The sequence below is a fragment of the candidate division WOR-3 bacterium genome (assembly GCA_039804165.1).
Lineage (GTDB): Bacteria > Hydrothermota > UBA3072 > UBA3072 > UBA3072 > JAFGHJ01.
The window spans coordinates 22,929-34,900 of the sequence record JBDRZZ010000007.1 but is presented as its reverse complement, the minus strand read 5'-3'; the positions used below and the strand labels follow the sequence as shown (position 1 = coordinate 34,900).

General features: G+C 33.0%; 12 protein-coding genes and 2 tRNA genes. 7 read left to right on the top strand and 7 right to left on the bottom strand.

The annotated features are described in order from the left end of the window. Window positions 1-66 precede the first annotated feature (66 nt). Together ABIN61_04150 and ABIN61_04145 are read right to left on the bottom strand one after the other, a co-directional pair. Window positions 67-876: a phospholipase D family protein gene (locus ABIN61_04150; GenBank protein ID MEO0293399.1), complete on the bottom strand. Its 810-nt coding sequence runs from the start codon at window positions 874-876 to the stop codon at window positions 67-69. Between the two features lie 59 nt (window positions 877-935). Further along, entirely contained in the window at window positions 936-1,280 is a 345-nt protein-coding gene (locus ABIN61_04145) for a hypothetical protein (protein MEO0293398.1), read from the bottom strand. 148 nt (window positions 1,281-1,428) lie between these two features. On the opposite strand from ABIN61_04145, the gene ABIN61_04140 reads away from it, so the two are divergent. The 7 genes from ABIN61_04140 (at window position 1,429) to ABIN61_04110 (ending at window position 7,846) form a co-directional block, all read left to right on the top strand. Further along, a tRNA-Met gene (locus tag ABIN61_04140) sits at window positions 1,429-1,502 on the top strand. A 14-nt stretch (window positions 1,503-1,516) separates the two neighbouring features. Next, window positions 1,517-2,095 carry a glycerol-3-phosphate acyltransferase gene (locus tag ABIN61_04135; protein MEO0293397.1) on the top strand — a complete coding sequence of 193 codons (579 nt, stop codon included), beginning with the start codon at window positions 1,517-1,519 and terminating at the stop codon, window positions 2,093-2,095. Beyond that, window positions 2,092-2,676: a hypothetical protein gene (locus ABIN61_04130; protein MEO0293396.1), complete on the top strand. Its 585-nt coding sequence runs from the start codon at window positions 2,092-2,094 to the stop codon at window positions 2,674-2,676. Before ABIN61_04135 ends, ABIN61_04130 begins: the two co-directional genes overlap by 4 nt. 117 nt (window positions 2,677-2,793) lie before the next feature. Further along, the gene (locus ABIN61_04125) at window positions 2,794-3,015 is read left to right on the top strand and encodes a hypothetical protein (GenBank protein ID MEO0293395.1); all 222 of its coding nucleotides are present in this window, start codon (window positions 2,794-2,796) and stop codon (window positions 3,013-3,015) included. A gap of 21 nt (window positions 3,016-3,036) precedes the next feature. Further along, window positions 3,037-4,575: a YifB family Mg chelatase-like AAA ATPase gene (locus ABIN61_04120; protein MEO0293394.1), complete on the top strand. Its 1,539-nt coding sequence runs from the start codon at window positions 3,037-3,039 to the stop codon at window positions 4,573-4,575. Beyond that, complete coding sequence (locus ABIN61_04115) at window positions 4,560-5,048, top strand: hypothetical protein (protein ID MEO0293393.1); 489 nt, start codon at window positions 4,560-4,562, stop codon at window positions 5,046-5,048. Before ABIN61_04120 ends, ABIN61_04115 begins: the two co-directional genes overlap by 16 nt. After that, on the top strand, window positions 5,045-7,846 hold the full coding sequence (locus ABIN61_04110) for a hypothetical protein (GenBank protein ID MEO0293392.1): 2,802 nt from the start codon (window positions 5,045-5,047) through the stop codon (window positions 7,844-7,846). The genes ABIN61_04115 and ABIN61_04110 overlap by 4 nt, the downstream gene beginning before the upstream one ends. Before the next feature lie 12 nt (window positions 7,847-7,858). Here the strand turns inward: ABIN61_04110 and ybeY are convergent, their stop codons facing one another. The 5 genes from ybeY to ABIN61_04085 all read right to left on the bottom strand — a co-directional run bounded on the left by ybeY (window position 7,859) and on the right by ABIN61_04085 (window position 11,953). Further along, window positions 7,859-8,236 (bottom strand): rRNA maturation RNase YbeY, encoded by a 378-nt coding sequence (ybeY, locus tag ABIN61_04105; GenBank protein MEO0293391.1) that lies wholly within the window; start codon window positions 8,234-8,236, stop codon window positions 7,859-7,861. A gap of 3 nt (window positions 8,237-8,239) precedes the next feature. Next, window positions 8,240-10,255, bottom strand: coding sequence for an HDIG domain-containing metalloprotein (locus ABIN61_04100; GenBank protein ID MEO0293390.1), 2,016 nt, complete (start codon window positions 10,253-10,255; stop codon window positions 8,240-8,242). Further along, window positions 10,233-11,162 (bottom strand): PhoH family protein, encoded by a 930-nt coding sequence (locus ABIN61_04095; protein ID MEO0293389.1) that lies wholly within the window; start codon window positions 11,160-11,162, stop codon window positions 10,233-10,235. The genes ABIN61_04100 and ABIN61_04095 overlap by 23 nt, the downstream gene beginning before the upstream one ends. A 63-nt stretch (window positions 11,163-11,225) precedes the next feature. Continuing rightward, entirely contained in the window at window positions 11,226-11,819 is a 594-nt protein-coding gene (locus ABIN61_04090) for a LysM peptidoglycan-binding domain-containing protein (protein MEO0293388.1), read from the bottom strand. A gap of 61 nt (window positions 11,820-11,880) precedes the next feature. Then, window positions 11,881-11,953, bottom strand: a tRNA-Glu gene (locus tag ABIN61_04085). Window positions 11,954-11,972 lie beyond the last annotated feature (19 nt).

Genomic DNA, 11,972 nt, shown 5'->3' with positions numbered 1-11,972 from the left:
CTCTTCTATAAAAAAATTTCAACCCCCTTTTGAAATTGTTTTTGTTGAGATGTTTTCTTAAGAAATCTAATTTTTTACAATCTGAATTGCCGTAGGATCAGATGTAGTAATTTCCAAACCGTATTTTTCGTGATCTATGAGTTTTCCTTCTATTTTTACTTTTGAGTTCGTTAATTTATTAAAATCAAAACCTTTTTCTTTTAGTTCATTAACTCCTTCTTTCCAAAGAACAAAAGTGAGATGGTCTTTCCCTTCTCCAAAATTTAAAAACAAATTTGTAGAGCGGGAGATTTTCCAACTTGTGGGTTTACCACAAATTATAACCCATTCTCCTATATATTCTCTTAATTTCTTTACATTGTAAGGATCTAATTCTGGATAAATAATTGGGCTTTTCCCTTTTTCCCAAAGTTTTGAAAACTCATGTTGAAATTTTTTAATAAGTTCTTTCTCATCCTTTATAATTAAGAGATTTTCATTATTTAGCTCTTCTGCAGAGTGTGTCCAATTAAAAGATCCTGTTATAATTGTTTTTTTATCTATTATCGCAAATTTGTTATGCATTATCCCTTTATATTTTCTATAGTTAGAAGGAGGAGCTTCGTATAACCTTACATCTACATTTTTATTTTTCAGAAAAAGATGTTTAGAATATTCTATTTCTTTAGCACTTTTGCCATCCAAAAGAACTTTTATAGTTACCCCTCTTTCTCTTGCCAAGACAAGAGCGTTTGATAATTCTCTATCAGTTAAGATATACATTGCTACATCTATGGTATTTTTAGCATTCTCTATCTCTCGTAAAATTGCTTCCTTTGCTCCACCATTAGGGCTAAAATAAACTTGGATAGAAAAAAATATCATTAATAAAAACATTCTACGCCTCTTTTTAATAAGGGATCCCCCATTAATGAGAGATCCCTTATTAATCTTCTTTACCTATAGAAAAGACCAACAATTCCAGCTATTATTGCAAGTATCCCAATTGGTATGGATAAACCTGCCATTACATTTTCAAGTTGCTTTTCGCTTTCCTTTTTAGATACTAAAAGCTTTAGCAAATCAAGTATTAATACTGCCCCTGCTATAAAACCAACGATTCCTTGGAAGGTTCCAGCTGCTCCGTGAGAGCCCCAGAATCCAATGCTTGTTAATATAACAACAATGCCAATTGGAACTTTTAATGCAGAGAGCGCTTTGATTGAGTTTCCAAACTCCTCACTTGCTTTTTTAAAGAGATCCATTGTTAATATTAGACCGCCTAAAATTAAAAACTCCATTTACTCCTCCTTTTTAGTTTTTCATTATTAACTCCTTATTTCTATTTTGTCAACCCTTTTAGAAACTTGGGTAAAAATAATTTGATTTTGAATGAACCGAGAAAAAGGACTTGACAAGAGAAAATTAAATCCTATATTATAATTTGACCGCGGGGTGGAGCAGTCAGGTAGCTCGTTGGGCTCATAACCCAAAGGTCGTGGGTTCAAATCCCACCCCCGCTATTAAAATTGATATTATGGTTAAAGTATTATTTCTAATTTTACTCGGATATTTATTTGGTTCTATCCCTAATGCTGTTTTAATTTCAAAGTTAAAAAGAATTGATATTAGGAAAGTTGGGACTGGTAATCCAGGAGCAGGGAATGTCTTTAGAGAAGTTGGGGCTATTTGGGGAATTTTAACTTTTGTTTTAGATGCAATAAAAGCAGTTATCCCAATGTTAATAGCTGATAAAGTTTTGCATTTTAGTTTATTTTGGACTGGTATTGTTGGTCTTTTTGCAGTGATTGGACATTGCCATTCTTTATTTTTGAATTTTAGAGGAGGGAAAGGAGTTGCAAGTTCAGGAGGTGTTCTTATATATCTATTCCCTAAATTCTCCTTAATAGCCATTGCCTCATATTTTATAATTCAAAGAAGCCCAAGAAACCCTAAGTTTGTTTTACCGATTTTTCTTTTAGCTTTTAGTTTATGGATTCTTTTGTATTGGAATTCTATGCCTCTTTTTTTCCCGTTTATTTTTATATTCTTTACTGTGGGGATTATCTTGAATATAGATGTGGTTAAAGAGTTTATAAAAGGAGGGAATAAATGAGTTTAAAAGCAAGAAAGACTTATAGGATTTTCGCAGGTATTGTATTTCCACTTATTTACTATTTTTCTCCAAATAAAATAATTGTTGAAATGTTGATTTTATACCTATTAGGGATAATGACGCCTATTGAAGTAATAAGGCACCTTTCTCCAAATCTTTGGAAAGTGATGGTTGAACACTCTCATGGGATTTTAAGAGAGAAGGAAGGCTTTATTATTTCAGGGACAACAGCTTTCCTTCTTTCTAACGCGATAGTAATCGCATTTTTCAAAAAATGGATAGCTATTGTTAGTTTATCATATATGCTTTTTGGGGATGCCGCTGCCTCCATTATTGGAACAAAATATGGAAAAATAAAAATAGGAGAGAAAACTTTGGAAGGAAGTCTTGCATTCTTTATTACGACAATGATAATTGCTCTTATTTTCTCTGAATGGATAAAAGTTCCAATCCATCTTATAATTTTGATATTTGGGGCAATAGCAGCTACTATTGGGGAAGCTCTACCATTAAAAATAAATGACAATTTTACAGTAGCTCTTATTTCCGCCATTATAATGCATATTTTTTCTCTTTATTGAAATCCATTTTGCTTAAAATTTTATAGGGCTTGACTTATTTATGCAGTAAATTATAATTTTAGACAAAGCAGATCCTGGAGTTAAATTGTGTTTGTTAACCTAAAAAGGGAGGTGGATGTGGATTTTATTATAGAATATCCAAAATGCTTAAAGTGTAATTTTGGTGTTCTTGTTCCTTTATCTGACTATGGACAAGGTGGTGCTTCAATACACTATAAAGCTTGGGTGTGTACCAATCCTGATTGCCATTATCATATTAGAGTGGATAATGGAGAGATAAGCTACGGAACAGGAATTGGAATGAGTCAGAAGCATCTCAGCAAAAAGGACTCTATTTAAAGGGACGAAGGGAGAAGATTATTGGAATTAGCCAGGGTTATTTCCTGTGCCCTTTTGGGTATTGAAGCTAAAACTGTTGAGGTTGAGGTTAGTTTATCGAGAGGGCTTCCTTCTTTCACAATAGTGGGTCTTCCAGAAACAGCGGTAAAGGAGTCAAAGGAAAGAGTTGAATCTGCAATAAAAAGTCTTAATTTAGAATTTCCTCTTAAGAAAATTACTGTAAATCTTGCCCCTGCAGATATTAGAAAAGAAGGAACAGCCTTAGATCTCCCAATAGCAATAGGGATCCTCTCTGCTTCAGGCCAGATCACTCCTCTTCATTTAGAAGAAACATTAATAATTGGAGAACTTGCCCTAGATGGTAGGATTAGAAAAGTAAAGGGGGTTTTATCTGCTTCAATTCTTGCAAAAGAGAGTAAGATAAAAAGAATTGTTGTTCCAACATCGAATGCTAAAGAGGCTGGAATTGTAGAAGGGATTCTTGTTTACCCTGTTGATAATTTGCAAGAATGTCTTCTTGTTTTAGAGGATAAATATAAACCGTCTTTTTCGATGAATGTGAAAGAGATTTTTGAAGAGAATTCCAAATTTGATCTGGATTTTTCTGATGTTAGAGGACAACATTTGGCAAAAAGGGCTCTTGAAATCGCAGTTGCAGGAGGACATAATGTGCTGATGATAGGGCCTCCAGGTTCTGGGAAAACAATGCTTGCCAAAAGAATTCCTACAATTCTTCCTTTAATGAGTATTGAAGAAGCTATAGAAACAACAAAGATTCATTCTGTTGCAGGAATTTTATCTCCAAAGACTTCTCTTATAGCAAGAAGGCCTTTTAGAGCGCCTCATCATACAATCTCTTATGCAGGGTTAATTGGAGGAGGAGCTTATCCTCAACCAGGAGAAGTTAGCCTTGCTCATAATGGAATTCTTTTTTTAGATGAGTTACCAGAATTTAATAGAAATGTCCTTGAGGTTCTCAGGCAACCTCTGGAAGATGGTTTTGTCACAATCTCAAGAGCAAAAACCACGATTGTTTACCCTGCTCGGTTTATGTTAATTGGGGCTATGAATCCCTGTCCCTGCGGATATTTTGGAGATTCTTATATAGAATGCACCTGCTCTCCTTCTCAAATAGAACGTTATCGTGCAAAGATTTCTGGTCCCTTACTTGACAGAATTGATATGCATATTACTGTGGGAAGAGTTAAGTATAATGAAATAATGAATGAAGAACCTGGTGAGAGTTCAGAAGTAATAAGGGATAGAATCGAACGTTGTAGAAAGATTCAGGAGGAAAGATACAAAAAAGAAGGAATATTTTTTAATGCTCATCTAAATTCAAGGATGGTGAGAAAATATTGCGAAATTGGAGAGGATGGAAAAGAAATACTTAACACCGCAATGGAGAAGTTTGGGTTTTCTTTAAGAGCTTTAGATAGAGTCTTAAAGATGGCGAGAACAATCTCTGATCTTGAAGGGGAAGAAAGAATTCAACCTCATCATCTAGCCGAAGCAATTCAATATAGAACCCTTGACAAAAAATTATGGTTGATAAAATAAAGAAGAGGGGAACTGTTATTAACTCGAAAAGGTCTAAAGATAAGAAACAAAATATGGTTTCTCTTGAGAAAGTAAAAATAGAGAATAGTATTTTATTGGAAGAGTCGGAGACTCCAAGAAGGAAGTGGATTCAATTGATTGTTCTTATTTTTGTAAGTGGTATTGTGATTTCCTTGGGGATTTATTACCGATGGGATAAACTCTTAATAGGAATAGGGGTGTTTCTTTTTGGTTTAGTAGCTCAGGGTTGGGCAAGTCTTGTTTCTCTTTTGGGTGGGATCCCTATTATAGGGAATGTGATAGTTAAATTTTTAGCTCTTCCTTTTCTTTTTCTCATAAATGCAATAGGGAATTTTTTGTCTTTTTTGGCAATTAAGATGGGTTATAAAAGAGAAATAATGGATGCAAAATTACTTGCTTGGGTTTTTGCGGGAGGGCTTCTTATAGGTTTTATAATAGGAGCGATATTATGATTTTATTTCTTTTATTAACCTCTCAATACCTTTTTGAGCAAAACAAAATTCAGTATAGAAGTCATCATTGGCTTTTGCACGAAACAGACCATTTCTCTATATATTATTATGAAGAAGAAAAGATTCTTTTGCCTTTTGCAATTAAGGTGCTTGAAGAAACTTACGAAAAGTTGAAAAAAAGACTCAATTACAAAGAAAGAAAATTTGAAGAGAAGATCCCTGTAATTCTTTATAAGTCTCATCCAGATTTTCAAGAAACTAATATAATCCTGGATAGGATTCCGGAAGGAGTTGGAGGATTTTCTGAGATTTTTAAGCACAGAATTGTTTTGCCTTTCACAGGATCTTATTCTGATTTTAGACACGTCTTGGCTCATGAGTTAGTTCATATATTTCAATACCGTCTTCTTTATGGAAAAGGTGTAGATGCAATTAAAAGAGCTTTAGCTTCTGATATTCCTTTATGGTTTATAGAAGGAATGGCAGAATTCGAATCTTTGGGATGGGATGAGAGTGCAGAAACTTACATAAAGGATGCTGTTCTAACCAATAAACTCTTCTCTATTTCTCAATTAAGTAGAATGGGAGGTTATCCTATCTACAAACAAGGGCAATCAATCTTATATTACATAAGAAAAAAATATGGTGATGAGAAAATCGGAGAAATTGTGAGTAAAATGAGACACACAAATTCTTTTGAAGAAGCCTTAAGTAGTGTGTTGGGTATTGGTGTCGGGAGATTAAACACGGAGTGGGAGCAGGAATTAAAGAAAAAATACTGGCCTATTATAAAAGAAAAACAATACATAAATGATTTTGCAAGACCAATTGTTACGCATAAAGGTTTTGAAGATTTATATAATTATGCTCCAGCCATTTCTCCAGAAGGAGACAAGGTAATTTATTTTACAGATAAAGTTGGAGAAGTTCAAATTAAGGTGATCTCTACTCTTACTAAAGAAGATCTGGGAACTCTTGTTAAGGGTGGGCTTACTTCGAAGTTTGAATCTCTTCACCTTATGGATGGGCATGTTGATTTTTCTCAGGATGGAAATAGAATTGTTTTTTCTGCTATGGAGAAAGGGAAAGATGTCCTATATGTAATGGATATAAGAGAAAAGAGGATATTAGATAGAATAGATTTAGACTTGGACAGAATAAGATGGCCAGAGTTTTCTCCTAATGGAGTAAAAATCGCTTTTAGTGGGCTTAAAAATGCTTCTTCAGATATTTACGTTTATGACCTTAAAAGCAAAGAAGTTTTAAATATAACCCATGATATTTATTCTGATGATTATCCTACCTGGTTTGGTGATTCTATAATTTTTGTTAGTGATAGACCAGAAATGGATCTTTGGGAATATGAGAAAAAAGATTTATATATTACTGATTTAAAAGGTAAAATAAGAAAATATTTTTCCTTTGGTAAAGAAATTATAGCTCCTCAGGTTTACAATTCTATGGTGTATTTCATCTCTTATAGAGATGGGAGTAAGAATTTATATGTGTATAAACCCAAAGAAAAGGCTATAAAACAACTTACAGATATTGTTGGTTCTATTGATGGTTTTTCTATCTCAAATTCAGGGCATCTATCTCTTTGTGTTTATTCAAATCTTGGATGGGATATATATTTTTTAGATTCAATAGAAGAATTAAAAGAAAAAGACCCAAATCCACCTATGGATTTTGAGTTAGAAGAGTTTATCCCTGTGGTTATGGAAAAAGAAGGGAAAGGGGACGAAAGAGCTCCTTTAATGTTTGGGGTTGATTATTTATTTGGAGCTTTGGGTTATTATTTAGATTATGGTGTTTATGGATATGGAGCATTGGGTCTTAGCGATATGCTTGGTAATCATCAAATCTATGGGGTATTTGATAATACAGGAGATCTTACAGAAAGTAATTTTTATATTGAATACCTTTATCTCAAAAATAGAGTGGATTTCGCAGCTTCTGTAATAAGACAAGTGGGATATTTTCTTCTTGGAGGAGGGCTTCCGGCCGCAGGAGATATTTGGAATTTAAATGGTATTGTTATATATCCTTTTAATAGGTTTAGAAGAATTGAGCTTGGTTTAAGTTCTTACTATCTTGGGGAAGAATTATGGATACCTTTACCAGAATACCCAGGATGGTGGATAAGAATTCCTTCTACAGGTTTACCTAATTTTGGTTTAATGGGAGATATATCTCTAATCCATGATAATGCAGTTTGGGGGAATATAAATCCTATAAAAGGAACAAGAGGAAGAATTTCTTTTAGTAAGTCTCTTTTGAAAGGAGAAAGGTATTGGGATATTTCCACAGCTTATTTAGATTTCAGAGATTACTTTTATCTCACCACTGGATATAGTTTAGCATTCCGCTTATTCTTGATCCACTCTTGGGGTAGAGATGCGGAATTATTTGGAATTTTCGGGATTGGTGGTAGTAGGACGGTTAGAGGATATGATTATTATACTCAAACAGGAAACTCTGCAGGGTTAATAAAGATGGAATTGAGACTTCCTTTAATAAAAAGGTTGGAGCTAGGTTTTCCTCCTATTTCCTTAAGTGGAATTGATGGGGCTCTTTTCTCAGACTTTGGAGTTGCTACATATGATTATAAAAAATTAAAGTTTTTCACAATAGAGGAAAATTGGATAAGACTTGTGGATCCCGTTATGTCCTTTGGTGTAGAATTTAGACTTAACCTTGGAATAGCAGTTTTGAATTTTGATATTTCTAAAAGGACCGATTTACACAGTATTTACGAAGGAACCTATTACGAAATCTATTTAGGATTGCCTTTCTAAGAAGAAATTTAATTAAGATAGATATTCTTTTTCTTTCTCCCTCATTTTTTTTCTATCTTCCTCTGTTTCGTCAGAGTAACCCGCAATGTGTAAAATTCCATGAACTGTAAGAAGTTTCAGTTCATCAAGAATACTTCCCTTCTTCTGACGCAAAGCTTGAGGAACGCAAATATAAATATCTCCTAAAAGTTGAGGAATATGAAAGGCAAAAGCTAAAACATCTGTGACCCCTTCTCTTTTTCTAAACTTCTTATTTAGTTCCTCCATTTGTGCGTCATCTATAAAAGTTATGGATAGTTCTCCTTCTAATTTCTCACCTTTCACTACTTTTTCAGCAACTTCTCTTATTTCTTTTTCAAATAGAGGAAGATTATTAATAAAAATTTCCATAATTTATTTAACCTCCGTAGGGTATTTAGGACGATGATGATAAAAACCACCTAAGTTCTGCGAAAATTCTTGAATTATAAGTTCAATTTCTTCTAAAGAGAGTTCTGATTTGCTGAGTAAGCCATTACTAATAGCTCTATTTATTCTCTCTTTTACTGTATTTTGTATTTCTTCTAATGTAGGATTGTCAAGAGATCTAACAGTAGCTTCAACCATATCGGCAAGCATAATAATACTGGCTTCCTTACTAGTTGGTAACTCAGCGTTGTATCTAAAAAACTCTTCATCTACTTCATCAAGCATTTTTTTTGCTTTTTCGTAAAAAGGTCTTATCAAAGATCTCCCTTGATGTTGTTTAATAATATTAATTATTTCTTCTGGGAGTTTGTTTTCTTTTGCCATTTCTATTGCGTCTTTAACGTGTGATTTGATAATAATTGCCGAAAGTTTTGGAGGAAGTTCGTCATGGGGATTGTTATTATCTTTAAAGTTTTCTGCAAAATATTGAGGTCTTTTTAATTTCCCAATATCATGAAATAGACCTCCAACTTTTGCAAGAAGAGAATTTGCTCCTATTACCTCTCCCGCGTTTTCCGCAAGAGTGCTTACCATAAGAGCGTGTTGATAGGTTCCAGGAGCTTCTTTTGCTAATCTTTTAAGTAATGGATAATTTAAATCAGAGTATTCCATCCAGGTAAAATTAGTGGTTATGTGAAATAAACGCTCAAAAACATATAGAAGTCCAAATAATATGAGAATAGAGAAGGCTCCATTACTAACCCCTGAGAAAAAACCAACCAGAATATTGATTAAACTTGAATTATTATAAAGTTCAATACCAAGAATTAAAAACGCTGTTACCCCTCCAACAACAAATCCAATACGATAAAGTTCCTCTCTATTCTTAAAATTAGTACTAAGAGCACCCCCAACAAGAGCTCCTGTAATTATAGGAATCAGATTAACAACAGAGAAATTTTCGTATATTGAGATGGTAAGAAAGCTTGTTAATACTAATAATATTCCAAAGTCTACGCCAATAGAAAGGGAAAGAAAAATGACAAAGCTTGAAAGTGGAATTAAATATTTAGGTAGAATTCTATATAAGAAGAGGATTATTGAAATATTTATTAAAAACAAATAAAGATATTTATTGTTTTTATAAACTTTTTCTATCCGAAAGAAGATAAATATAAAGACAAAAAGAGAAACGAAGATAAAGTATAATTGTGTTCTTCCAAGAATAGAAAAAATGGAATAATAATATTTCTGATCTTGATGTTTTCTAAGAGAATATAATTTTCTATAAATGTCTAGGGTTACAACTTCATGAGCATCAATTATTTTTTCTCCTTCCCGAACGACTCCGATTGAGTCAGAGACTGATTTCTTTGCTTCATCTCTCATTTTTTCTGTTTCAGCAAAATCAATTAGTAAATTTGGCTCAATATATTTTTTTATCTCTTCAATAAATGTTTCTTTAACTTCATATGGTTTAAAAGCTTCCTTAATTTTTTGAGCAAAAATTTCTGCTGCTTCTTTCTGACTTAGAATCACATCTCGATCTATAAGAATATCTTTACCATTCCCTTCTATAAGAATTTTGCTACTCTCACTCTCAGGTAAATTTTCTTTATTTGATATAATACCTCTTCTGTAAATCTCAAAAAATACTTCCTTTATTTCTTCTTTTTCTCCTAAAATTTTGTTTTTGTGTGGAGATTCATTGGCACGGAAAGTAATAAGGGAATCTACTTTAGGAAATAACCTTTCTGGAGTTCTCTCCTTTATCAATTTAAGGACAGGCGGAACCTGAGCCGCAACTTTTTCTCTTTCTTCATTTAAGACTTCGGGTAATTTTAGGATTTTGAAAGTTGTGGGAGCTATTATAGGTTTTAAGGCTATCTCTCCTTCTTTTAAAACTCTAATCTTCCATTTATATGGGTAAAAAACATCGAAGATAAAAAGAAGTAAAATAGAAAATATGAAAGTCTCTTTATTTACTTTTATTTTCTTCATATTTCTTATAAGCCCGGACTATTTTTTCAACCACAGGATTTCTTACGACGTCACTTTCATCAAGATACACAAAAGAAATGTCCTTTAATCCCTTTAAAATATCCTTAAGTTCTATAAGACCTGATGTGGTTCTATCTGGAAGGTCTATTTGCGTTATATCTCCTGTTATTACAGCTTTTGATCTTTCTCCAATTCTAGTTAAAAACATCTTCATTTGTGTGTGAGTTGTGTTTTGTGCTTCATCAAGAATTATAAAAGAGTCTTTTAAGTTTCTTCCTCGCATAAAAGCAAGAGGAGCTATTTCTATAATGTTGTTATCCATATACTGTTGGATTCTTCTAGCGGGCATCATTTCAGAAATTGCATCATAAAGAGGGGTAAGATAAGGTCTAACTTTTTCTTCATAATCTCCAGGTAAAAATCCTAAACTTTCTCCAGCTTCAACAGCTGGTCTTGCGAGTATTATTCGAGAGACCTTCTTAGAGAGAAGAGCAGAAATGGCTGAAGCCACAGCTAGATAAGTTTTCCCTGTTCCTGCTGGTCCTATTGCGATTGTTATAACGTTCTTTTCTATTTCTTCAAGATACTTTGATTGATTAGAAGTTCTTGGCTTTATAACATAATCTGGCAATAATATAATGTTTTTCTTGTTATTATTTTTGGTATAAAGGAAGTATTCTATATCACTTGTTGTAAGCCTACTTCCTTTTTCAAGTGACTTTATTAATTCTTCTATTAGTGTAACGGACTTTTGAACCCTTTCTTCTTCCCCTGTGATTGTTAAATAAGAACCTCTAACTGTTATCTTTACTCCTAGATGTTTCTCAAGGAAGTTTATATTTTCATCTTTTATCCCTAAAAGAGCAATACTTGGGATATTATCTAAGTTTAATGATTGTTTAATCATAGATTTTTGGAAACCCTCCCTTTAATAGATAGAAAGCTATCTCTTTGTTAATTATGTTAAAAGTCAAGGTCTTGGTATATTCAGATTCCACCCTGGTAATATCAAATTAGGATCTTTAATTTTATCCTTGTTTGCGTTATAAATGTCTCTCCATCTCCTATAATTTCCTCTACCATAGATTTCTGGGAATTCCGCTATTTTAGATAGATAATCACCTGGTTTTACTTTATAAGAGAGAATCTCTACATTTTTGGGAGAAAGTTTTTCCTCAAAGACAACACTTTTTTCCTCTGGAGAAAAAATTCCCACATCCTTCGCTTCAAATTTTTCTTGAAGCTTTTCAAGTTCTTTTTTTAATTCTTCTTCTTCCATTCTTAATGCCTTAATAATAGAATCCGCTTCTTCTGGATTTAATTTTCTACATAGGCTAAATTCTTTTTTTTCTGATAATTGAGGTTCCAACTGGACAACTTTATTTCTTTTCTCAGTCTCTTCTTCTAACTGAGATAAATTCTTTTTTGTTTTCTCTATCTCTAATTTTAAAGCTTTAACAGCGCTTTCCCTTACTTTTATTTCATTAAATTGTTCTTCTGAGGCATATTTAATGCATCCATAAATTAAAAGAATGCATATTATGCCTCTTAGAAGCTTCCTCAACGTTTCTATTTTCCTCCAATAAAATATTAATAAATTTTTGGTATTTTGTCAAGAATATAATTAGCTCCGAGGGGAATCGAACCCCCATCTTCACCTTGAAAGAGTGATGTCCTAAGCCATTAGACGACGGAGCCTCTTTGAGGCTATTTTAAC

Coding starts and splice junctions, on each gene's coding strand:
- ABIN61_04135 (MEO0293397.1), top strand. CDS start 1,517: ATGGTTAAAGTATTATTTCTAATTTTACTCGGATATTTATTTGGTTCT.
- ABIN61_04145 (MEO0293398.1), bottom strand. CDS start 1,280: ATGGAGTTTTTAATTTTAGGCGGTCTAATATTAACAATGGATCTCTTT.
- ybeY (MEO0293391.1), bottom strand. CDS start 8,236: ATGGAAATTTTTATTAATAATCTTCCTCTATTTGAAAAAGAAATAAGA.
- ABIN61_04110 (MEO0293392.1), top strand. CDS start 5,045: ATGATTTTATTTCTTTTATTAACCTCTCAATACCTTTTTGAGCAAAAC.
- ABIN61_04095 (MEO0293389.1), bottom strand. CDS start 11,162: ATGATTAAACAATCATTAAACTTAGATAATATCCCAAGTATTGCTCTT.
- ABIN61_04100 (MEO0293390.1), bottom strand. CDS start 10,255: ATGAAGAAAATAAAAGTAAATAAAGAGACTTTCATATTTTCTATTTTA.
- ABIN61_04150 (MEO0293399.1), bottom strand. CDS start 876: ATGTTTTTATTAATGATATTTTTTTCTATCCAAGTTTATTTTAGCCCT.
- ABIN61_04115 (MEO0293393.1), top strand. CDS start 4,560: ATGGTTGATAAAATAAAGAAGAGGGGAACTGTTATTAACTCGAAAAGG.
- ABIN61_04130 (MEO0293396.1), top strand. CDS start 2,092: ATGAGTTTAAAAGCAAGAAAGACTTATAGGATTTTCGCAGGTATTGTA.